At 63.5% G+C, this 23855-nt stretch carries 17 protein-coding genes; 16 read left to right on the top strand and 1 reads right to left on the bottom strand.

From position 1 onward, the window contains the following. Positions 1-37: 37 nt before the first annotated feature. Entirely contained in the window at positions 38-763 is a 726-nt protein-coding gene (locus BLV45_RS14050; RefSeq protein WP_090533972.1) for a DeoR/GlpR family DNA-binding transcription regulator, read from the bottom strand. A gap of 473 nt (positions 764-1236) precedes the next feature. On the opposite strand from BLV45_RS14050, the gene poxB reads away from it, so the two are divergent. The 16 genes from poxB to BLV45_RS13970 all read left to right on the top strand — a co-directional run bounded on the left by poxB (position 1237) and on the right by BLV45_RS13970 (position 23848). Beyond that, positions 1237-2958, top strand: coding sequence for a ubiquinone-dependent pyruvate dehydrogenase (poxB, locus tag BLV45_RS14045; RefSeq protein WP_090533969.1), 1722 nt, complete (start codon positions 1237-1239; stop codon positions 2956-2958). A 379-nt stretch (positions 2959-3337) separates the two neighbouring features. Next, positions 3338-4513 carry an MFS transporter gene (locus BLV45_RS14040; protein ID WP_176954163.1) on the top strand — a complete coding sequence of 392 codons (1176 nt, stop codon included), beginning with the start codon at positions 3338-3340 and terminating at the stop codon, positions 4511-4513. 315 nt (positions 4514-4828) lie between these two features. After that, positions 4829-5554, top strand: a complete 726-nt coding sequence (locus tag BLV45_RS14035) for an ABC transporter permease (protein ID WP_090533965.1) — start codon at positions 4829-4831, stop codon at positions 5552-5554. 2 nt (positions 5555-5556) lie between these two features. Beyond that, positions 5557-6675: an ABC transporter ATP-binding protein gene (locus BLV45_RS14030; protein WP_090533963.1), complete on the top strand. Its 1119-nt coding sequence runs from the start codon at positions 5557-5559 to the stop codon at positions 6673-6675. Beyond that, entirely contained in the window at positions 6672-7409 is a 738-nt protein-coding gene (locus tag BLV45_RS14025) for an ABC transporter permease (RefSeq protein WP_090533961.1), read from the top strand. Before BLV45_RS14030 ends, BLV45_RS14025 begins: the two co-directional genes overlap by 4 nt. A gap of 36 nt (positions 7410-7445) precedes the next feature. Beyond that, the gene (locus tag BLV45_RS14020; RefSeq protein ID WP_090533959.1) at positions 7446-8342 is read left to right on the top strand and encodes a glycine betaine ABC transporter substrate-binding protein; all 897 of its coding nucleotides are present in this window, start codon (positions 7446-7448) and stop codon (positions 8340-8342) included. A 43-nt stretch (positions 8343-8385) separates the two neighbouring features. Continuing rightward, positions 8386-9270: a nitrilase-related carbon-nitrogen hydrolase gene (locus BLV45_RS14015; RefSeq protein WP_090533957.1), complete on the top strand. Its 885-nt coding sequence runs from the start codon at positions 8386-8388 to the stop codon at positions 9268-9270. A 9-nt stretch (positions 9271-9279) separates the two neighbouring features. Next, positions 9280-10470: an acyl-CoA dehydrogenase family protein gene (locus BLV45_RS14010; RefSeq protein WP_090533955.1), complete on the top strand. Its 1191-nt coding sequence runs from the start codon at positions 9280-9282 to the stop codon at positions 10468-10470. Positions 10471-10488: 18 nt separating this feature from the next. Next, a complete protein-coding gene (locus BLV45_RS14005) occupies positions 10489-12069 on the top strand; it encodes a class I adenylate-forming enzyme family protein (RefSeq protein WP_090533952.1) in 1581 nt (526 codons plus the stop codon). A gap of 2 nt (positions 12070-12071) precedes the next feature. Further along, positions 12072-12872 carry a crotonase/enoyl-CoA hydratase family protein gene (locus BLV45_RS14000; protein WP_090533950.1) on the top strand — a complete coding sequence of 267 codons (801 nt, stop codon included), beginning with the start codon at positions 12072-12074 and terminating at the stop codon, positions 12870-12872. A gap of 3 nt (positions 12873-12875) precedes the next feature. After that, on the top strand, positions 12876-14213 hold the full coding sequence (locus tag BLV45_RS13995) for an MmgE/PrpD family protein (protein ID WP_090533948.1): 1338 nt from the start codon (positions 12876-12878) through the stop codon (positions 14211-14213). Between the two features lie 108 nt (positions 14214-14321). Next, complete coding sequence (locus tag BLV45_RS13990; RefSeq protein ID WP_090533946.1) at positions 14322-15305, top strand: GlxA family transcriptional regulator; 984 nt, start codon at positions 14322-14324, stop codon at positions 15303-15305. Between the two features lie 114 nt (positions 15306-15419). Further along, positions 15420-16079 (top strand): TetR/AcrR family transcriptional regulator, encoded by a 660-nt coding sequence (locus tag BLV45_RS13985; protein WP_090533944.1) that lies wholly within the window; start codon positions 15420-15422, stop codon positions 16077-16079. Further along, on the top strand, positions 16072-17373 hold the full coding sequence (locus tag BLV45_RS13980; RefSeq protein ID WP_090533943.1) for an efflux RND transporter periplasmic adaptor subunit: 1302 nt from the start codon (positions 16072-16074) through the stop codon (positions 17371-17373). The genes BLV45_RS13985 and BLV45_RS13980 overlap by 8 nt, the downstream gene beginning before the upstream one ends. After that, positions 17370-20732 (top strand): efflux RND transporter permease subunit, encoded by a 3363-nt coding sequence (locus tag BLV45_RS13975; protein ID WP_090533941.1) that lies wholly within the window; start codon positions 17370-17372, stop codon positions 20730-20732. Before BLV45_RS13980 ends, BLV45_RS13975 begins: the two co-directional genes overlap by 4 nt. Further along, positions 20732-23848: an efflux RND transporter permease subunit gene (locus tag BLV45_RS13970; RefSeq protein ID WP_090534661.1), complete on the top strand. Its 3117-nt coding sequence runs from the start codon at positions 20732-20734 to the stop codon at positions 23846-23848. The genes BLV45_RS13975 and BLV45_RS13970 overlap by 1 nt, the downstream gene beginning before the upstream one ends. Positions 23849-23855: the final 7 nt, after the last annotated feature.

Genomic DNA, 23855 nt, shown 5'->3' with positions numbered 1-23855 from the left:
GCGCACATGATGCCCGCCGTCGCGGCGGCGGGCGCGCTTACTTGCGCTTGCGGTGATCCTGGCCTTTCTCGGTGATGATCGAATCGAAGTCGTCGATCTGTGAGAAGCGCACCGCTTTCACCACACCGAACTTGCTCATGTCCACCACGAGATGGCGCTCGACGGCGCTCGCCATCGCGGCCTGTTTCAGCGCGACTTCGTGAAAATTCCAGCAGGTCACGCCGCGCGCCGGATCCACGCCGCCGGCGGAAATAAACGCCTTGTTGATGCCCATGCGACGCAGCACCTCCAGGCTCTCTTCGCCCGCGAACGAATCGGACGACGGCACGTAGACGCCGCCTAGCAGGATCATCCGGACGTTCGGCTTGCGCCGCAGGATTTCCGCGACGTTCAGCGAATAGCACACCACCGTGACATGGCGCTCGACCGGAATCAGGCGCGCGAGCGTGGTGAGCGTCGTGCCGCAGTCGATGAAGAGCGTTTCGTTATCGCCGATCAGGCCCGCCGCGATCGCCGACGCTTCGGCCTTGGCCTGCGCGAAGTGGTCTTTTTCTTCTTCGAGCGAGTAGCCCGCGTTGTTCGGGACATCGGTGGCGCTGACGATGTAGCCGCCGAGATAGGTGAACCGCTCGGGGCTACCCGCGATATCGCGGCGAACAGTCATTTCCGAAACGCCGAGCAGGGTGGCGGCGTCACGCAGGCGCATCACGTTTTGCCTGGCCAGCGCATCGGCGAGGGCGCGGAGGCGGTCGGTTTTCAGCATGGAGGTCCTGGCGCATGGCGGGGGTGCGCGTTATGTTTCGTTCGATTTCCTGAGAGAATTATAACAAGAGGTCACGCACACGGCGAGCCTTGCGTGATGATGGAAGACCCTCGTTTTGCACGCGTTACCGTGCAACGAGGCGGTGCGTTTATCGAACGTCGGGGGAGGCCGTTTATTCACGGGGCGCCCATGACGCCGGCTCTATCGGTGTCGCGAGCAAGTCCGGCTGGCAACGTGTGGGCTGACACGATCCCGGCGTAGTATGTGACGGGTGTCATGCAGGGCGGTGAGGCGCGGCGGACGTACTTCGCCGCGGGAAAGTCATCAGGTGCATCGGCGGCACGTCTGTCCGTTTCGCGTGACCAGCGCGACTAGCGCGGCCTGCGTGCCCAGTCGATCTTCTTCTTTGGGTTTCGTGCCGGCCCGGGTTTCGCTTCCATGTTCGGGCTGGCGCACTTGGCGAGGAGCAGCACATGGCCACACAGACGGTCGCGGATTATCTGGCAAGGACGCTTTCAGGCGCGGGCGTCGAGCGTATCTGGGGCGTAACCGGCGACAGCCTGAACGGCCTCGCATACAGCCTCGATCAGGTCGGCACGATCCGCTGGATGCACACGCGTCACGAGGAAGTCGCCGCGTTTGCCGCTGGCGCCGATGCGGCAGCGAGCGGCCGTCTCGCCGTGTGTGCGGGCAGTTGCGGTCCCGGCAACCTGCATCTGATCAACGGGCTCTTCGACTGTCATCGCAACCAGCAGCCCGTGCTCGCGATTGCCGCGCATATTCCGTCTACCGAAATTGGTCTCGGCTACTTTCAGGAAACGCATCCGCAGGATCTTTTCAGGGAGTGCAGCCACTTCGTGGAACTGGTGTCGAACGCTTCGCAGTTTCCGCGCGTGCTGGAACGGGCGATGCGCGCCGCCACCGAGGAGCGCGGCGTCGCCGTGATCGTGCTGCCGGGCGACGTCGCGCTGAGCGAATGCCGCGTGCCGGTGCCCGAATGGAACCTGGGCGAGCCTTCGAGCATTTTGCCGTCGGAGCCCGACATCGACCGGCTTGCGTCGATGCTGAACGGCTGCGAAGCCGTGACGATCATGTGCGGCAGCGGCGTGGCAGGCGCGCATGCCGAAGTCGTGCAACTCGCCGATACGCTGGGCGCCCCGGTCGTTCACGCGCTGCGCGGCAAGCAGTTCATCGAATACGACAACCCGTTCGACGTCGGCATGACCGGGCTGATCGGATTCAGCTCCGGCTATCACGCGATGATGTCGTGCGACACGGTGCTGCTGCTGGGATGCGACTTTCCGTATCGTCCGTTCTATCCGCCCGAAGCGAAAGTCGTGCAGATCGACCGGAAGGGCTCGCAACTGGGGCGCCGCACGCCGCTTGCGCTCGGGCTGGTCGGCACCGTGAAGGAAACGGTCGCGGCGCTGTTGCCGAAGCTGCAGCGCAAAACGGATCGCACGTTTATCGACAAGGCGCGCAAACACTATCTTTCCGCGCGCAAGGGCCTCGATGAACTGGCGACGCCCGCGGGGCCCGGTCGGCCGATTCATCCGCAGTACCTGACGCGGATGATCGACGAGATCGCCAGCGACGACGCGATCTTTTCCGCCGACGTCGGTACGCCCACGCTATGGGCCGCGCGCTATCTGACGATGAACGGCCGGCGGCAACTGCATGGTTCGTTCAATCATGGGTCGATGGCGAACGCGATGCCGCAGGCGCTCGGTGCGCAGGCCGCCCATCCGGACCGGATGGTGGTTTCGCTTTCAGGCGACGGCGGATTGTCGATGCTGCTCGGTGACCTGCTGTCCGCGCGCCAGCTCGATCTGCCGATCAAGGTGGTGGTGTTCAACAACAGCCTGCTCGGTTTCGTGTCGATGGAGCTGAAAGCCGGCGGCTACCTCGACACGAACGTGGATCTGAGCAAGACGGACTTCGCGGCGATTGCGCACGGCGCCGGTATTTTCAGCGTGCGGGTGACGGAATCGGAGGCGCTCGAACGCGCGTTGAAGGAAGCGTTCGCGCATCCGGGGCCGGCGCTCGTGGACGTGGTCACGTCGAAGCACGAACTGGCGCTGCCACCCAGCATCGAGCTGGCGCAGGCAAAGGGCTTCAGCCTCTATATGCTGCGTGCCGTATTGAGCGGACGGGGCGACGAGATCGTCGAGCTCGCGAGGACGAACCTGCGGTAAGTGGCGCGCGGCGTGTCCGGCGACGATCGCGTTTGCCGTTGCGGCGGGTAGCTGTCGCAACGTGTCGTCTCTGTGCCGAACAATGTCGCAGCGGTGTTATTCGTGAGCGAACACTCTTCCTTATAGTCGAACGGTCTGTAAAGGCTACGGCGACGCGTCAGGCGATGATCTGCCGGGACGTCCGTCGGCACATCCCTGCTCGTGACGTCGATGCTCCCGCATGGAGTTCCGGTCCCGACAGACGCGTCGGCGGACGTGCCGAACCATCGATTCCCCAACCAGTGAGATCGCGAACGTGAGCACTGACGGATTGCAGTGCGAGACACGTGCGAATGCCGGCGCCCGCGACGTACACACGGGAGCCCCGGCGCCCGGTGTGGTGTCCTCCATTTCCAGCCTGCTGCTTGGGTTCGCCCTGCTGGTCATGGGGAACGGCCTGCTCGGCACGCTGATCGCGCTGCGCATGGTCCATGCAAACTTTCCTTCGATGACCGTTGGATTCGTTCAGGCCGCCTATTACGCCGGCTTCATGCTCGGCGCCTGGCGAGGCGGATCACTCATCGCACGGATCGGTCATCACCGTGCATTTGCAATCTTCGCCGCCGTCGCGACCTGCACGGCGCTCGGGTATGCGGTTTCCACCCAGCCGCTCATCTGGGGGTGTCTGCGGTTCATGACGGGCTTTTGCCTGGCGGGCATTTTCACGGTAATGGAAAGCTGGCTGAATGGCGTGGCGCGCAACGCGTGGCGGGGGCGGGTCTTCTCCGTGTATCTGATCACCACCTATCTCTGTGCAGGCACCGGACAATTTCTGGTCAGCACGACTGATCCCTACGGGTTCGAGCTTTTCAGTCTCGTGGGCTGCCTGTTCGCGGCATCCCTCGTGCCCGTTACCCTCGCTCGCAGCGTTGCCGCCGAAACATCCGCGCACGCGCACGACAGCACCCCTGAGTCGGGACCCGGTCTCGGGCTGGACGGCGTGCGCTCCCTCTGTCGCCTGGCGCCGCTGGGTCTGTGCGGGTGCCTTGCGGCCGGCTTGCTGAGCAGCGTGTTCTACTCCCTGTATCCGGTATATATGCGTAACGCCGGTTATCCGGTGCCGGCGGTATCCCGTTTCATGGGTACCGCCCTGATCGCAGCGCTCCTGCCGCAATGGCCGGTGGCTTACCTGTCTGACCACGTCGACCGGAGGTGGGTCATCCTGGCCGTTTCGTTGTTGCTGACCCTGAGCAGCGTGACACTCTTTCTGTTCCATGGCGACGGGGTACTTCAACCCGTGGCGTACCTCTACGTCAGCCTGATCTTTACCGTCTACGGCCTGTCCATCGCGCACGCCAACGACCGGGTCCCTTCGACACATCGCGTTGCCACGAGTGCCGGCCTGCTGCTGACTTTCGCGCTCGGGGGGAGTGCCGGACCGGTCATCGCATCGCTGGTGATGAAGTGGGTCGGTCCCCTGGGCATCTATCTGTTCACCATGACCGTGACCGCAGTCCTTGCCATTCAGGCCTTGCTCAGCGTGAGCGCCCGTCGCGGCATGGCCAGCGCCGCGTGATCACGTGACGCTTTACCTTCGCTTCAATTCCGCTCTGCTCAAAACAGCGCCCATCCGGACTGCAAGCCTGAGGATATTTGCAGAACGGATCGACTTGCACGGCACACAGGGAAGCCGGGATAGTCTGCTGGAGACATCGGTGGTAACCCTATATCGCATTGATTTAGAAGGATAAAAATTTATCACAGTCGCGACATGCCGCTTTTGTGACAAACAATGTCGATCCGATGCTAAAGGCGGCGCCCACTCCGCCCCTATCCTGTCACCAAAGCAGCACACACGAAAACATGGCTCTTTCAGAGTCCAGGAGACACTGTGGAAACCCTTGCTTTCATCTGGGACAACCTGGCGAGCATCGCCAGGATGACCGTCGAGCATATCGAGATCGTCGGCGTGGGCGTTGGCTTCGCCATCCTCACCGGCGTGCCGCTCGGCATCGCGATCACCATCAACGAACGCGTCGCGAAGATCGTGCTGTACGTCGCGTCGATCATCATGACGATTCCGTCCGTTGCGCTGTTCGGCATCATGATTCCGGTGCTCTCCGTGATTGGCCAGGGCATCGGCTTCCTGCCGACGGTCATCGCGCTATTCCTCTACTCGCAACTGCCGATCGTCCGCAATACCTATACCGCGATTACCAATATCGACCCGGCTCTGCGCGAAGCCGCGAGAGGGATGGGGATGAAGACGGGCGAGCGTCTGCGCAAGGTGGAACTCCCGATCGCGCTGCCCATCATCATGGCTGGCGTGCGCATGGCGGTGGTCATCAATGTCGGGGTTGCGGCGATTGCGGCTTACATCGGGGCCGGCGGTCTGGGCAAGCTCATCAGTCGCGGTATTTCCCAATCGGATCCACGCCAGTTGATCGCGGGCGCCATTCTGGTCAGCCTGCTTGCCATCGCGGCAGACTTCGGCCTCGGCTGGGTTCAACGGTTCCTGACACCCAGGGGATTGCGCAGTCCCTCCCGCACGGCCAGTTTCGCGCTGCGACTGGGCGTGTTGACGGGGATTCGCAAACAACCACGACAGGCGCATTAATCATGATCAAGCTATCCAACGTTACGAAGCGCTACGACGGCGCAAGCGGTCCGGTGGTCGACGGCATCAACATGGAAGTGGGCGCCGGAGAAATCTGCGTGCTGCTGGGTCCGTCAGGATGCGGCAAGACGACGACGCTCAAGATGATCAATCGTCTGGTCCAGCCCACTTCCGGCAAGATCTTTCTCGAGGGCAGGGACACCGATGAATTCGACGTGGTCGCGTTGCGCCGCCGCATCGGCTACGTGATCCAGCAGATCGGCCTGTTTCCCAACATGACCGTCGAGGAAAACATCTGCGTGGTGCCGCAACTGCTGGGCTGGGACAAGGCGAAGGCGCGCCGGCGGGCCGCGGAACTGCTCGAGATCGTCGCGCTCGATCCGGCCATTTACCTTACCCGCTACCCGAAGGACCTGTCGGGTGGCCAGGCGCAGCGTGTCGGCGTGGCCCGGGCGCTTGCGACCGATCCGCCTGTCATGCTGATGGACGAGCCGTTCGGTGCGATCGATCCGATCAACCGCGAGTTGATCCAGGACGAGTTCCTCAGGATCCAGAAGCAGGTCAGGAAGACCATCGTCTTTGTCAGTCACGACATCGATGAGGCGGTGAAGATGGCCGACAGGATCGCGATTTTCCGTGCCGGCCGGCTTGAGCAGTTCGATTCGCCGGATAACATCCTCGCGCGCCCCGCGACGCCGTTCATCGCGGGCTTCGTTGGGTCGGATCGTGCGCTCAAGCGCCTGCGTCTGGTTCGTGCGAAAGATGCGCTGTCGGAATGTGAATGCATGGTGCGCGTCGGCGAGAGCAGTGCCCGTGCGCAGGCGCTCATGGCCGAGCACGGTGTCGACCAGATCGTGCTCGTCGACGGGGCCGACAGGCCACAGGGCTATCTGACCGCCACCCGGCTGCAGGCGGTCGATGGCGCGCTGAGCGTGGCACACGCCACTCCGGTTCAGGGAACGGCCAATCTGGCAGACGATCTGCGCACGGTGGTTTCGGCGATGTTCGCGAGTGGTGTGTCGCGGCTGCCCGCGGTCGACGACGACGGCCGGTTTGTCGGCTATGTCAGCCAGGCGCATATCGTCGAACTGTTGCGTGTACCGGCCGGAGAGCAGGCATGAAACCCGAACGACGCATCCGCGCGGCAAGGTGTGCGAACGCGGCGACCGGTCTGCTGCTCGCCGTGATGTCGGCGGGCGCCCACGCCGATAGCTGGTTCTCCGGGGTCACCCAGTATCGCAAGGACATCGTGTACCAGTCGGTCCAGATGATGACGATGGTCGCGATCGCCGGTGTCCTCGCGATCTTCGTCGCAGTGCCGGTCGGCATCTATATGAGCCGGCCATCGCAACGGCACGGTGCAGCGGTCGTCATGCAGACGTTGAACGTCGGGCAGGCGATTCCGAAGCTCGCGCTGCTCGCGCTGGCGATGAGCGCGATGGGTATCGGCTCGATTCCGGCGATTTTCGGGCTGTGGGTGGCAACGTTGCTGCCGATCGCCCTGAATACCTACGAGGGTCTGCGAGCGGTGCCGCGTTCGCTGATCGAGGCCGCCACCGGAATGGGCATGACACCGCTACAGATTCTCCTGCGCGTCGAATTGCCCAACGCGCTGTACGTCATATTCGCGGGTATCCGCACGGCGCTCGCGATCACCGTCGGGACGGCGCCGCTCGCCTTCCTGATCGGTGGCGGCGGTCTCGGTGAACTGATCTTCACCGGCATCGACCTTAACGATTTCACCATGTTGCTCGCCGGCGCCATCCCGACCGCCCTGCTGGCGATCTTCACCGATGCATTCGTCGGGCAGATGCAGCGCAGGCTCGTCTCGCGCGGCGTCACCTCCAGAAGCTGAATCCCCTGCCAGTTGTACCAATCCATTGAGGAGACCATGAAAAATTCATTGCTTGCGCGCGCATTCGCGCTGATCTGCGTACTGATTGCAGCCTGCTGGATCATCCCTTCATCGGCCGCGACAGTCATCGTCGGCGGCAAGAACTTCACCGAACAGCAACTGATGGCGGAGATGACCACGCAACTGCTGGAAGCCAAAGGCTTCACGGTGACGAAGAAGGACGGCATGGGCAGCGCGGTATTGCGGCAGGCCCAGGAAAACGGTCAGGTCGATGTCTACTGGGAGTACACCGGCACGTCGCTGATCACCTACAACAAGATCAACGACCGTCTGAGTCCCGAAGACACCTATAAAAAGGTCAAGGAGCTGGATGCGGCGAAGGGCCTCGTCTGGCTGAACCCGTCGCGCGCCAACAATGTCTACGCGTTCGCGATGAACGAGGATGAAGCGAAGAAGCTCGGCATTGTGACGATCAGCGATCTCGCAAAGGCGCTCAAGAGTGGCAAGACGCTCACGTTCGCGTGCAACTCGGAATTCTATGCGCGCCCCGATGGCCTGCATCCGCTCGAGAAGATGTACGGCTTCGAATTCAGCCAGGATGAGGTCAAGCGGATGGATTCGGGGCTGACCTATCAGGCGTTGAAAGACCGCCAGGTCGACCTCGCGCTGGTGTTCGCCACCGACGGCCGCGTGCCGGCCTTCCATTTCGTGCTGCTCAAGGACGACAAGGGCTACTTCCCGGCCTATGCGCTCACACCGGTTATCCGCAAGGCCACGCTCGATGCCAACCCGTCGCTCGGGCCCATCCTGAACGCGCTCTCGGCGAAGCTCGATGCGCCGACGATGGCCCGGCTGAATGCGAGCGTCGACGTGTCGAAGAAGTCCTTCAGCGACGTCGCGCACGAATTCCTGAAACAGTCCGGTCTGATCTGAGGCCCGGCCAGGGCGTCCATTCACGCAACGCGAGAGAAGAGAGATGAATTCGATGGCCGGCAACGATCCGCGGCACAACCTGATCAAGGTGGCCGCCGCCCAGATCGACGGCGCCTACGGCGATGTCGGCGCAAACCTGGCGAGGCACCTTGGTCACATGGAGCAGGCGCGGGCGAGCGGCGTACGGCTCCTCGTTTTCCCCGAGCTCTCGCTATGCGGGCACAGCGCGGGCAAGGATGCCCTGAGGCTCGCGATGACCGTCGATGATCCGGTGATCGCGACGCTTGCAGAGGCCAGCACCAACCTGCATACCGTGTTCGGGTTCATCGAGGAAGCACCCGGTGCGCAGTTCTACAACAGCCAGGCGACCGTCTCGAACGGCAAGGTTGTTCATGTTCACCGCAAGGCGCAACTCGCAACCTACGGCAAGCTGAGGGACGGGCTTTATTACGCGGCCGGCACGGTACTCGGGAGTTTCCCGCTCAATGAGCGCTGGCGGATGGCGACGCCGATCTGCGCGGATCTGTGGAATCCGGCGCTCGTGCATGCGCTCGCCTGCGATGGCGTCACGTTGATCGCGGCGCCGATCAGTTCGGCTCGCGAGGCGGTGGGCGAAGGTTTCGACAATCCTGCCGGCTGGGACGTCAACCTGCGTTTCCACGCGATGACGTACGGCGTGGGCATCGTCATGGCAAACCGCGTCGGCACCGAAGGGATGATGACCTTCTGGGGCGGCTCGCGGATTCTCGATCCGTTCGGCAAGACTGTCGCGCTCGGCTCGGAGACCGAAGAAGGGCTCGTCATCGGCGAACTCGACTATGAATCGGTTCGTCGGGCGCGGTTCCTGTTGCCGACAGTGCGGGACGCACGCGCGTTTGCGTTGCGCGAGAGCGCGGCGAAGCGCGACTTTACCCTTAAACCGGATTGAGACACGACGATGCGAGATTTTCTTCTTGATGACGCCGACCGGGCATTCCAGCGCGAAGTCCGGGAATTCCTGCAGCGCGAACTCGCGCCGCGGGCGGCCGATATCGAAGACCGGCAGGACTGGTCGGCCGTGAAGCATGTTGTCCGCGCGCTGGGGGAGGCCGGCTATCTCCGGCTGATGTTTCCCGATCTGTATCAGGGCACGCTGACCAGCCCGGGGCTCACCCACGCAACGATCCTTTCCGAGGAAGCCGCGTACCTCAACTACGCGTTTGAAACCACCATTGGGACCGCGTTGAGCTGCGCCTATCCGTTGCATCGCCATGCCAGCGAGCGACTGCGCGACACCTATCTGGCACCGATTCTCGACGGGACAGCGATCGGTGCGATCTGCGTGACCGAATCCAGCGTCGGCAGCGATTCCGCCGGCATGGAAACGCGGATCGATTTTGATGCAAAGACCAATGAGTGGGTCATCAACGGTTTCAAGCGATATATCTCGAACGCGTCTGTTGCCGACGTCTACATCGTCTATGGCATCGCGACCGGCACGGACCCGGACCAGGCCGGCATGACGGCCGTCGCGGTGCCGGCTACCGCGGCCGGCATCCGCTTTCCGCGCAATTACACCTTCATGGGCCGGCGCGGCTGCATCGTGGGTGAAGTCGAATTTAGTGACTGCCGCGTGCCCGCGGATCATCTACTCGGCGAGCGGGGCGGCGGCTTTCGCATCATGCGTGGCATGTTCAATTTCGAACGGGCCATCCTCGGCGGTTCGGGGCTCGGCGTCGCACGCAGCGCATTCGACATTGCGACGGCGCATGCGCAGCGGCGCCAGTCGTTCGGTCAGGCGCTTGGCTGCAAGCAGCTGATCTGGGACAAGATCGCGCACATGAGCTGGCGGATCGACGCAGCGGAGCTGCTCACCTATCGGGCGACGAAGATGTACGACGCAGGGGTCGACGGCAAGGCGCTGATGAAAGAGGCCGCCATGGCAAAACTGGTCGCGACCGAAACCGCGAATTTCTGCGCGAACGAAACCGTGCAGATCCTCGGCGGCGATGGCATCACCAAGGAGTTTGGGCGTGCCGAGCAACTCTATCGCGATGCCCGCGCGTTGACGATCGTCGGCGGTACGTCCGAGATCGCCAAATACCTGATCGCAGGGCGTGACCTTCCGGACATCCGGATCAATCTCTAGACAGCTTCGCCCCATCCCATGCTCACGATCACGTCTCTCTTCGAAAACACGGTCGCAAAATATCCCGACCGCCTTGCACTCGTTTGCGGTGACACCCGGCTCACCTATGTGGCGTGGAACCGCCGCGTCAGGTGCTTCGCGCAGGCGCTGTTCAATCTCGGGGTCCGCCAGATGGACCGTGTGGCGATCCTGCAGAAAACCTCCGACGCGACGCCAACGGCCTACATGGCGTGCCAGTTGCTTGGCGCGATCGCGGTGCCGATGAATTTCCGGCTCTCGGCCAACGAGGCGGCATTCATCCTGCGGGATGCCGGTGCGCGTGTCGTGATCTACGACGATTCGATGCTGCCCGTCATCGGCAAGATCGAGCAGGCGCTGCCCGACCTGCGCGTCTACGTCTGTGTCGCGGGCAACCCGCCCGATGCGTCCGGCGTGCCGGCAGGTCATCATTCGTTCGAGGCGCTGATCGAGGGTGTCGGGCAACTCGACGCGCCACTTCCGCGCCTGAAGCCGGACGACATCTCGGCACTCGTCTACACGTCGGGCACGACCGGCCGGCCCAAGGGGGCGATCCACACGCACGGCAATGACGTCGCGATCGCGACCAACTGCGTGATGGAATACAGCCTGACGGGCACCGACGCGGCGCTGCATATCGCCCCGCTTTACCACGTGGGCGGCATGCAGGCGTATTTCGTGCCCCACCTGATGGTGGGCGCCGCGAACGTGATCCTGCCGCGCTATGAGCCGCTGGCCACGCTCGAGGCAATCGCCGAGCACCACATCACGACCCTGTTCGCGGTGCCCACGCAGATCCAGGACATGCTGTTCCACCCTGATTTCGCGTCAATCGATGTCAGCAGTCTGCGCATGATCACGACAGGCGGTGCAGCCATCCCCGCTGCGACCATGCAGCGCGTGATCCAGGCGTTCTGCCCGAACATCTTCAACGGCTACGGGATGACCGAAGCGAGCCTGACGCTGCTGCTGCATCCACGTGACGCGCTGGCGTATCTCGGCTCCTGCGGCAAGCCGACGCTGATCAGCACGTGCCGTGTCGTCACGAACGATCCCGGGCGAACGGTGCCGCCAACCGAGAACGTGGCCGCTGGCGAAGTGGGTCAGCTGATCGTGAAAGGCCCGCAACTCGCGGCCAGCTACTGGAACAATCCCGTTGAAACGGAGAAGAAATTCAGGGGCGGCTGGCTCTATACGGGCGACCTCTTTAGCGTCGATGAAGCCGGATATTTTCACTTTCACGGCCGCGCCGACGACATGATCGTATCGGGTGGCGAAAACATCTATCCGCGCGAAGTCGAGGAGGTCCTGTATCACTGCCCCGGCGTGCAGGAGGCCGCGGTCATCGGCATCGCCGACCCGAAGTGGGGGCAGGCGGTGACCGCGTTCGTGGTGCGCAGCGATGCCACGCTCACCGAAGCGGACGTTGTCGCGTTCTGCAAGGCGAGCGACGATCTCGCACCCTACAAGCGCCCGAAAAAAGTGTTCTTCGTTGACCAGCTACCGCTCAATCCGAGCGGCAAGGTGTTACGGCACGAGCTGGCCGGAGCGGTCTATCAAAAACTGGTGGCAGGAGCCTGACGATGAGCGACGCAGTACTGTATGAACAGGACGATTCGATCGTCACGCTGACCCTCAACCGGCCGGCCACGCGCAACGCGCTGACCGGGCTGGAGGTCGTCGACGCCCTGGTGGCCGCCCTCGAACGTGCGCAGGCCGATACCGGCGTCCGCGTGATCGTGCTGACCGGCGCCGGTCCGGCGTTCTCGTCGGGCGGCAACATCAAGCACATGCGCGACGACGTCGGCACGTTTGCGGGCAGTTCGGCACACATCCGCGAGAACTATCGCCGCGGCATCCAGCGCATTCCGAAAGCGTTTCATGAGCTGGATGTGCCGTGCATCGCGGCGGTGAACGGCCCGGCGCATGGCGCCGGCTGCGACCTGACCTTGATGTGCGATATCCGTATTGCCGGCGCCAGTGCGGTGTTCGCGGAAAGCTTCGCCAAGGTCGGCATCATTCCGGGCGACGGCGGCGCCTGGCTGCTGCCCCGTGCGATCGGGCTTTCGCGGGCCAGTGAAATGATCTTCACGGGCACGCCGATCGATGCGCAGCGTGCCCACGAATGGGGACTGGTGTCCCGGGTCGTGCCGGATGACGAATTGATGGATGCCGCGCTTTCGCTCGCGCGGGCGATCGCCAGCAATCCGCCTGGCGTGTTGCGGATGTCCAGGCGGCTCATCCGGGAAGGACAGCGGATGGATCTGCCCAGCCTGCTCGAGCTGTCGGCCGCGTTTCAGGGCATTGCGCACCGGACAGCGGACCATCGCGAGGCGCTCGCCGCGACCTTTCAGAAACGCCCGCCGATTTTTACTGGAGACTGATTGATGGGTGTCCCCGCCGTTGCGTTCATTCATCAACTGAGGTTCGATGATTTGCCCGAGGGCGTCGCCGCGCAGGGCAGATTGTGCCTGCTCGACCTGCTGGGCGTTGCGCTGGCCGGCAGACAGACCGCGTTATCGCGTATCGCCGGCGACCACGCGGTCGAGTTCTTCGCGGCCGGCAAGCTGCGCTCGCGCATTCTCTTCGACGGGCGAGTCGCGAGCCCGATCGGCGCCGGCCTCGCGGGCGCGATGACCATCGATAGCTGCGACGGCCACGATGGCCATGCGCAAACGAAAGGACATGTCGGCGTGACCGTGCTGCCGGCATTGCTTGCGCTGGCCGAACAGCGGCCCGACATGAGCGGCCGGGAGTTCCTCACGTCGCTCGTGCTGGGTTACGAGATCGGGACACGCGCTGGCATTGCGCTGCATGCCAGCGCCTGCGACTATCACACGTCGGGCGCATGGAATGCGCTGGCTGCGGCCGCGCTCGTCGCACGCCTGCTGCCGCTCGACCCGCGACAGACCCGTGAGGCGCTCGGCATTGCCGAATACCACGGGCCCCGCAGCCAGATGATGCGTTGCATCGACCATCCGACGATGGTGAAGGACGGCTCCGGATGGGGGTGCATGGCAGGTTTGAGCGCGGGCTTTCTGGCGCGGGAGGGATTCACCGGCGCACCCGCGATTACCGTCGAGCAGCCCGAAGTGCAGGCATACTGGGGCGATCTTGGCGAGCGCTGGCGCATCATGGAACAGTATTTCAAGCCGCAGCCCGTCTGTCGCTGGGCGCACCCGGCGATCGATGCGGTGCAGGCACTCAGGCAGCTGCACGGTTTCTCAAGCGGGCAGATCCGCGCGATAAGGGTGCGAACCTTCCATCACGCAACCCGGCTCGCCCACGCGCATCCCGCCACGACCGAGGAGGCGCAGTACAGTCTGCTCTTTCCGGTGGCAGTTGCGCTCAAGTATGGCGTCGTCGATTTCGATGCGATTCACGGCGACGAACTCAAGGATGCCGAAGTGCTACGCCTGAGCCATCTGATACGTACCGAAGAGCAGGCGGAATTCACCTCGCGTTTTCCAGGCGAACGCCTGGCGCAGGTCAGCGTGGAACTGGTCGATGGCCGATGCTTTGACTCCGGGACGACCCAGGCGCTCGGCGATCCGGATCTGCCGCTTGGCGCCGCCGGGATCCGGCAGAAATTCCGGCGCTTTGCCGAACGCGCCTGCAACACCCGGCTGGCTACGGAACTGGAGAACCGCGTCGACGAACTGGGTTCGAACGACGCCCCGATCGCGGCGCTGCTCGATCGGGTGCTTGGTGAAATCAAGGTCTAGCCTGTGAAGTCGATCGACACGCGGCCCATCGATAGCGGGGCGAGGACAGACCCCATTCAATCAGCCAGGGATGCCACGGGCTCTCCTGCAATCAATGCACACGCGCTCATGGACCCGTCAGAAACCGGCAGCGTCGATCCGGTAACCCAGCGGATGGGCTTCTTTCTGGTTCCCCATTTTTCGATGATGGCGCTCAGTTCGGTGACCGAGCCCCTGCGCGCGGCCAACCGGGTCAGTGGCAAACCGCTCTACAGCTGGCATCTGATCAGCGTGGACGGCGAGCCGGTGTCATCGAGTTCCGGCTTCGCACTGCTGCCCGAATTCGCGATTACGTCATCGCCGGAATTCAGCCATCTTTTTGTCGTTGCCAGCATCGGCGTGTCGGACTACCGGAACGCACAGGTATTCGATTTTTTGCGGCGTTATGCGGCGACAGGTCTGACGCTCGGCGGAATCAGCCTCGGCACCATGATCCTCGCGCGCGCCGGGCTGCTCGACAGGCGCCGCTGTACGATCCACTGGGAGGCGCTCAGGGAACTCGCCGAGGAGTTTCCGTCGCTCGACGTGAGCCGCGATATCTACTGCATCGATGGCGACCGGATGACCTGCAGCGGTGGCACGGCAGCCATCGACATGATGCTCGAACTGATCGCACGCCAGCACGGTCACCAGATGGCAGGGGAGGTTGCCGACCAGTTTATTCATACGCGCATGCGCACCGCGCAGGAAAGTCAGAAGATGGCGATCCAGTGGCGATACGGTGTCGAAGACCGTCGCATCGTTAACGCCATCACGCTGATGGAACAGAACATCGAACGACCCATTCCGATGAAAACCATCGCTTCGCTGGCCGGGATTTCGCCGCGAACTTTCGAAAGGATGTGGCTTAAGCATTTCAGCGTCCGCCCCTCGCAGTTCTATCTGGAACTGCGCCTGAAAGCCGCGCAGAAGCTGATCCGGGAATCGACCTGGTCCCTGCTCGACATTGCGATGCATTGTGGTTTCGCAAGCCCGTCTCACCTCGGGCGCTGCTACAAGCAGTGCTTCGGGAAGACACCAGGTCAGGAGCGCGCGATCAGCGACGTACGATAGCGATCGCTCTCAACGCCGGTCGATTCACCGGTACTCGATGTTTATCTTCGGCTTGACGCCAGCCCAACGCCTTAGCATGATGTATGTGGTCACGCACATACACATGGGCAGGCTGTGAAATCATCGCTACCAGCGGCGGGCAGGGCACGACAGCGGGACCGACAGGCCACGGAGGAAGAACTCATCACGGCCGCGGCGGTTGCCTTCGCGGAGCGGGGCTTCGAAAAGGCCACGACGCGTGGCATCGCCCTGGCAGCCGGATGCTCCGAAGGCCTCATCCAGCGCTATTTCAAGGGCAAGGAAGGGCTTCTGCTGGCCGTGTTGAAGCGCCAGGGCGCCCCGAACCGCGACCTGTTTTTCGAGCGACCTCTCTGCGCCACGCTCGCGCGGGAAGCGCGCGAGATGATCGATCACGGCATGGCCGTTTTCGCGGAGCGCGCTGAGACGATCCGCATCGTCTTCTCGCGTGTCCTGCTGGATCGCGCATTCCAGGCCGATTTCCAGCGCATCTCCACGCGTCAGGAAGTCCGGCGCAGTCTCAAGGCGCGCCTTGCGCGCTACGTCGATGCGGGCATGATCGACCCGGCACTCGATCTCGACATGGCGACCGAACTGCTACTGGGTTTTGTCTTTCAACTCGCCTTCATGCATCGCGAGCTGCATCGGACTCAACCCGCCGATATCGAGCGGATGGCGGATGGCTTCGCGGCGCTCTTTGCGCGCGGCGTGGCATCCGTGCCTTCAGCCAGAAAGGGCGCAAAAAAACATGAATGAACCCACGCACGGCGAACACGAAGCCGAACCCTCACGCAACGGTCCTGGCCCTGGCGGCGAACCGCGGCCCCGTCGCAAACGGCACTGGGTGCTGATCGGCGCGGCCATCGCGTTCGCTGTCATCCTGGTGCTGATCGTGGTGCGCAAGCCGAAAAGCGGCAACGGGGAAGCGCAGGCGCCCCAGGCGGTCACGATCCGGACCGCGACCGCGCATGCCGGCGACATGGGCGTCTATGTCGAGGCGCTCGGCAACGTGACGCCCGTCGCGACGGTCAACGTCTACAGCCAGGTGAACGGCACGGTCGAGGCCGTTCACTACACGGAAGGCCAGATGGTCCGGCGCGGCGACCCGCTCGTCGACATCGACCCGCGTGCCTACGCGGCGCAGTTGCAGCAGGCCGAAGGCACGTTGCAGCACGATCGCGCCGTGCTTGCCCAGGCGGAGATGGATCTCGCGCGCTATCAGGAAGCGTCGGACCAGCAGGCGATCGCGCGTCAGACGTATGAAGACCAGCGGCTCATCGTCGAGCAGGATCGCGGAACCGTGAAGAACGACGAAGGGCAGGTTCAGTACGCGAAGGTCCAGCTGGATTACTGCCACATCACGTCGCCGATTGCCGGGCGTATCGGGCTGCGTCTGGTCGATCCTGGCAACGTGGTGTTCTCGGGCAGCGCGACTTCGATTGCCGTCATCACGCAGTTGCAACCGATCACGGTCGTGTTCAACGTCGCGGAAGACAACCTCGCGCAGGTCCACGATGAAATCACCCGGCGCGCGTCGCTGCCCGTCGATATTTTCGACCGGTCGCAGCAGACACGAATCGCGACCGGCAAGCTGCTGACGCTCGACAACCAGGTCGACACGTCCACCGGAACCGTGCGTTTTCGCGGGCAGTTCGACAACGCGGAGCTCACGCTCTATCCGAACCAGTTCGTCAATGCCCGGCTGCTGGTGAAGACATTGAAGAACGTCGTGCTCGTCCCGACGGCGGCGCTCCAGCATAACGGCACGCAGGCGTTCGTCTACGTACTCGCGGGCGATACCGTGAAAATGCGCAACCTCACGGAGCTCGCGACCGAGAACGACGTGGCGGCCGTGAGCGGAATCGACGCGGGCACGGTCGTCGCGATTTCCAGTTTCGACAAGCTTCAGGACGGAGCGCGGATCACGGTCCATAACACCGCCGCGCCGGGGCCGAAAACGTCGACGGGGAACGGGCCGGACAACGGCGCCGCAAGTGGCGCGAGCGGTGGCGCGCAAGGCGCGGGCATGAAGGCCGGCCAGACGTCATGAATCCGTCGCGACTCTTCATCGTCCGGCCGGTGGCGACTGCGCTGCTGATGATCGCGATTCTGGTCATCGGTCTTGCCGCGCTGCCAGGGCTGCCGGTTTCCGCGCTGCCGGAAGCCGACTATCCGACGATCCAGGTCAAGACGTTTTATCCAGGCGCGAGTCCGGACGTGATGTCGTCGGCGGTGACGGCGCCGCTCGAGCGCCAGTTCGGGCAGGTCGCGGGCCTCACGCAGATGACGTCGACCAGCTCGGACGGCAGTTCGGTGATCGTGCTGCAGTTCGCGCTTTCGCTGAACATCGACGTTGCCGAGCAGGAAGTGCAGGCCGCCATCAACGCGGCCACCAGCTATCTGCCGACCGACCTGCCCGCGCCACCGGTCTACAGCAAATCGAATCCCGCCGACGCGCCGGTCATCACGCTCGCGCTGACGTCGCGCGCGTTGCCGCTTTCGACGATCGAGGACCTCGTCGACACGCGGCTCGCACCGAAGATTTCGCAACTGAGCGGCGTCGGCCTCGTGACGATCAGCGGCGGCCACAAACCCGCGGTGCGCATCCAGGCGAACCCGGTTGCACTCGCCTCGTATGGCCTGAACCTGGAAGACCTGAGATCGGCGCTGACGAACGCCTCGGTCAACATGGCGAAGGGCACGTTCGACGGTCCCGCGCAGGCGTTCCAGATCAACGCGAACGACCAGCTGCTTTCGGCGAAAGGCTTTCGCGACGTCATCGTCGCGTATAAAAACGGCGCGCCCGTGATGCTCACCGATGTCGCGAAGATCACGGACGGCATCGAGAACACAAAACTCGCGGCGTGGAAAAACGAAACGCCGGCTATTCTCGTCAATATCCAGCGGCAGCCCGGCGCCAACACGATCGCCGTCGTCAACGAAATCCAGCAGTTGCTGCCGAAGCTGAAAGCGACGCTTCCCGCAGCCGTGGAGGTGACCGTGCTGACCGACCGCACGACGACGATCCGTGCATCGGTGAAGAACGTGCAGTTCGAACTGATGCTCACGATCGCGCTCGTCGTGATGGTGATGTTCCTGTTTCTGCGCAGCGTCTCCGCGACGATCATTCCGACGGTTGCCGTGCCGCTCTCGCTGATCGGCACGCTCGCCGTCATGCATGCGCTCGGCTACAGCATCAACAATCTCACGATGATGGCGTTCACGATTGCGACGGGCTTCGTCGTCGACGACGCCATCGTGATGATCGAGAACATCTCGCGTTTTCTCGAAGAGGGCATGAAGCCGATGGAAGCCGCGCTGGAAGGCGCGCGCCAGATCGGCTTCACGATCGTCTCGCTGACGATCTCGCTGATCGCCGTGCTGATTCCGCTGCTGTTCATGGGCGACGTCGTCGGGCGGCTGTTCCGCGAGTTCGCGGTCACGCTGAGCGTCACGGTGCTGATTTCAGGCGTCGTTTCGCTGACGCTGACGCCGATGATGAGCTCGCGTCTTTTGCGCCACACGCCGGACGCCGAACAGAACCGCTTTTACCGCTGGACGCAGCAACGTTTCGACCGCGTCATCGCCGCGTACGGACGCAGTCTGCGCTGGGTGCTCGATCATTCGACCGCCACGCTGCTTGTCGTGCTCGCGACGCTGGTGCTGACGGTCTTCCAGTACATCGAGATTCCCAAGGGCTTTTTCCCGCCGCAGGATACCGGCATCATCCAGGCGATTTCGCAGGCGCCCGAGTCGACCTCGTTTGCCGCGATGTCGCGAAAGCAGCAGCAGCTCGCGAGCGAAATCCTCAAGGATCCGGCGGTGGCGAGCCTGTCGTCGTTCATCGGGCAGGACGGCATCAACACGACGCTCAATAGCGGCCGGATCCAGATCAACCTGAAGCCCATCGCCGTGCGCGGCCTGACGGCAAGCGAAGTGATCGACCGGCTGCGCGACCGTGTGCGCGACGTGCCCGGCGTACAGCTTTATCTTCAGCCGGTGCAGGACCTGACCGTGGACGACCGCGTGAGCCGCACGCAGTATCAGTACACGCTCGAAGACCCGGACACGCAGGAACTCAACCAGTGGACCGACCGGCTCGTCGCGAAACTGCGGACACTGCCCGAACTGGTCGACGTAACGACCGACCAGCAGAACAACGGCATCAGCACCAACCTGACGATCGACCGGCCGACGGCTTCGCGTCTGAACATCACGCCGGACCAGATCGACTCCACGCTGTACGACGCGTTCGGCCAGCGTCAGGTCAGCACGCTTTATACGCAGTCGAACCAGTATCACGTGATCCTCGAGGCGCTGCCGGAGTTTCAGCGCAATCCCGCGCAGCTCAACCGCATCTACATTCAGGGCAGCACGAACGCCACCACCACGCCCGCGGCGCAGAGCACGTCGGGCCGCACGTCGCTGAGTTCGAGCGGCACGGTGTCGAGCCTCGTTGCGTCGTCGAACCAGAGCCTCACCGCGACGACACCCACCACCGTGCTTGCGTCGCGCACGTCGAGCGGATCGGGTTCATCGTCATCCGGGGCGGAGGCGGGTTCGAACGGCACGGGTAGCGCCGGCGGGTCGGGTGGGGCAGGCAGCAACACGGGTAACACGACGTCGCAATCGACGCCGGTTCCGCTCAGCGCGATCAGCCGGTTCACGACACGCGCCGCGCCTTTGACGATCACGCATCAGGGGCAGTTTCCGGTTGTCACGATCTCGTTCAACGTGGCGCCGGGCGCGTCGCTCGGGCAGGCTGTCGCGGCGATCCAGCGGGCCCAGGGCGACCTGAAGATGCCGGCAAGCGTGCAGCCGGATTTTCAGGGCACGGCGGCGGCGTATGAAGACATCGGCTCGAACGAAGCGCTGCTGATTTTCGCCGCGCTGGTCGCCGTCTATATCGTGCTGGGCATCCTGTACGAGAGTTTCATTCACCCGGTCACGATTCTTTCGACGTTGCCTTCCGCGGGCGTGGGCGCGTTGCTGGCGCTGCGGCTCTTCCACGAGGACCTGGGCGTCATCGCGGTGATCGGCATCATCCTGCTGATCGGCATCGTGAAGAAGAACGGCATCATGCTCGTCGATTTCGCCCTCGAGGGGCAGCGCTCGCGCGGCCTGAGCCCGGTCGAAGCCGTGTTCGAAGCGGCGCAGCTGCGCCTGCGGCCGATCCTGATGACGACGCTCTGCGCGCTCTTTGCCGGCCTGCCGCTTGCGTTCGGCTCGGGCATCGGCGCGGAACTGCGCCGGCCGCTCGGCATTTCGATGGTGGGCGGGCTGCTGCTGAGCCAGGTGCTGACGTTGTACACGACGCCTGTCGTCTACGTTTTCTTCGACGGACTCGCGAAGCGTTTCCGGCCGCGCGGCGCGCGGCCTCGCGGTCCGCGGACGGCTGAAGAAACGTGATCAACATCTCGTCACTGTTCATCAGGCGGCCCGTCGCGACGACGCTGATGGCGATGGCGATCGTGATCGCCGGTGCGGTCGCGTTCAGGCAACTGCCCGTGGCGTCGCTTCCGCAGGTGGACTTCGCAACGATCACCGTCGCCGCCACGTTGCCGGGCGCGAGCCCGGAAGTGATGGCGTCTTCCATCGCGACGCCGCTCGAACGCCAGTTCGGCCACATCGCGGGCGTAACGCAGATGACGTCGTCCAGCACGCTGGGCCTGACCTCCGTGACGCTGCAGTTCGACCTGAGCCGCGACGTCGACGGCGCCGCACGGGACGTCGAGGCCGCCATCAACGCCGCGCGCACCGACCTGCCGGCAAACCTGCCTTCCAATCCGACCTACCGGAAGATCAACTCCGCCATCGCACCGATGATGGTGCTGAGCCTGACCTCGGATTCCGCCGACCGGGGGAGGCTGTACGACCTCGCGTCCTCGGTCATTTCGCAGAAAATCGCGCAGTTGCAGGGCGTCGGGCAGGTTCAGGTGGTGGGCAGTTCGTTGCCCGCCGTGCGCGTCGACCTGAACCCGGCCCAGTTGAACAGCTATGGCATCGGCGTGCAGAACGTCGCCAGCGCCCTGTCGGTCCAGAACTCGAACCGGCCGAAAGGCGGTTTTAGCGACGACCTGACCACTTCGGTGATTACCGCAAACGACCAGATTTCCCGGGCACAGGACTACGCGCCGCTGGTGGTCGGCGCGAGCAACGGCAAGGTCGTGCGCCTGCGCGACGTCGCGCACGTCTACGATTCCGTGCAGACGCTGCGTTCGGCGGGGTACGTCAACGGCAAGCCGTCGGTCATCCTGCTCGTTTTCAGGCTGCCGAACGCGAACGTGATCGATACGGTCGATCGCATCAAGCAGGCGTTGCCGTCGATCCGCGCGTCGATGCCCGCAAGCGACCACCTGCAGCTCATGCTCGACACGACCACCACGATCCGCGCGTCCGTACACGACGTCGAACTCACGCTCGTGCTGTCGATCGTGCTCGTCATCGGCGTGGTGTTCGTGTTTCTGCGCAGCCCGGGTGCGACGCTGATTCCCGGTGTCGCCGTGGCGATTTCGCTGATCGGCACGTTCGCCGTGATGTATCTGCAGGGTTTTACGCTCGACAACCTGTCGCTGATGGCACTGGCCGTCTCGACCGGTTTTGTGGTCGACGACGCGATCGTTGTGATGGAGAACATCACGCGGCTCATCGAACGTGGCGTGCCGGCCATGCGCGCCGCGTTCCAGGGCACGCAGGAAGTCGCGTTCACGGTGGTCGCGATGAGTCTTTCGCTGATCGCGGTCTTCGTGCCGATCCTGTTCATGGGCGGCGTGCCGGGGCGTCTCTTTCACGAATTCGCGTATACGCTCGCGACTTCCGTTGCGATATCGATGGTGGTCTCGCTGACCGTGACGCCCGCGATGTGCGCGTACCTGCTCAAGCCCGCGAGCGACACGCAGCATGGCCGGCTGTACCGGTGGAGCGAGCGCGGCTTCGACCATATCCTGGCCGCGTACCGGACCACACTCGGCTGGGCGATCCAGCATCCGCGCACGGTGATCTTCAGCCTCGTGCTGACGCTGGTGCTCAACGTCGTGCTGGCGGGCATCGTGCAAAAAGGGCTCTTTCCGCAGCAGGATACCGGCACGATATTCGGCGGTTTTCAGGGCGCGCAGGATGCGTCGTTCCAGTCGATGAACCGCTCGCTGCTGAACATCCAGAGCGTGATCCGTCAGGACCCCGCCGTCGAGAACACGGCTGGATTCGCTGGCGGGCAGGGCGGTCCTGGCGGTGGCGCGAGCAACGCCGCGTTTCTGTTCATCACGCTCAAGCCGCGCAGCGAACGGGACGTGAGCGCGGCCGGGGTTCTCGACCGCCTGCGTCCAAAGCTCAACGCAATCGCGGGGGCGTCGACGTTCCTGCAGGCGGCGCAGGATATCGGCGTGGGTGGCCGGCAAAGTAACGCGCAGTACCAGTACCAGCTATCCGCCGATACCGTCGATGCGCTGAGCCAGTGGGCGCCCGTGCTGTATCACGCGATGCAGAAAATGCCGCAGATCAAGGATGTCACGACCGACCAGCAGAACAACGGTCTCCAGGCGCTGATCAGTTACGACCGCATGACGGCCGCCCGGTTCGGCATTACGCCAAAGCTGATCGACAGCGCGCTTTACTACGAATTCGGCGAGTCGCAGGTATCGACCATCTACACGTCGCTCAACCAGTATTACGTCGTGATGCAGGCGAACCCCACGCTCCTGCAGTCGCCATCGACGCTGCAATCGACGTACGTCCACGCATCGGGGAAGGGTGCCGTGCCGCTCGGTGCGTTCTCGACCACGCGGGTGTCGACTTCGCCGCTTTCGGTCAACCATTCCTCGTTCTTTCCCTCGGTCACCATCGCGTTCAATCTTGCGCCGAACGTGTCGCTCGGAGAGGCCACCACGCTCATCACGCAGATGCAGCAACGCCTCGGCACGCCCGCGAATATCACCGCACAGTTCGCGGGCACCGCGCAGGCGTTCCAGAGTTCCCTTGCCAGCGAGCCGTACCTGATTCTCGGCGCGCTGCTGGCGATCTATATCGTGCTCGGCGTGCTTTATGAAAGCCTGATTCATCCGGTTACGATTCTCACCACGTTGCCGTCCGCGAGCGTGGGCGCGATGATCGCGCTCATCCTCTTTCATAGCGAGCTGGACGTGATCTCGCTGATCGGCATTTTCCTGCTGATCGGGATCGTCAAGAAGAACGCGATTCTGATGATCGATTTCGCGTTGCAGACAGAACGTGTCGAAGGCAAGAGCACCGAAGACGCGATCTTCGAAGCCTGCATGCTGCGTTTCAGGCCTATCCTGATGACAACCGTTGCCGCGGCACTGGGCGCGCTGCCGCTTGCAATCGGTCACGGCACGGGCTCGGAATTGAGACGGCCGCTGGGTATTGCGATTGTCGGCGGGTTGATCTTCAGCCAGATTCTCACGCTCTATACGACGCCCGTGATCTATCTGTATTTCGACCGCATGCGCCAGCGTTTCAACCGACGCCGCCAAGACCGCGCGGGCCGCAATTCGCCCGCGCAAACCTGATCTGATC

Source organism: Paraburkholderia sartisoli (assembly GCF_900107685.1).
GTDB lineage: Bacteria > Pseudomonadota > Gammaproteobacteria > Burkholderiales > Burkholderiaceae > Paraburkholderia > Paraburkholderia sartisoli.
This window is presented reverse-complemented; position numbering and strand designations above follow the sequence as displayed.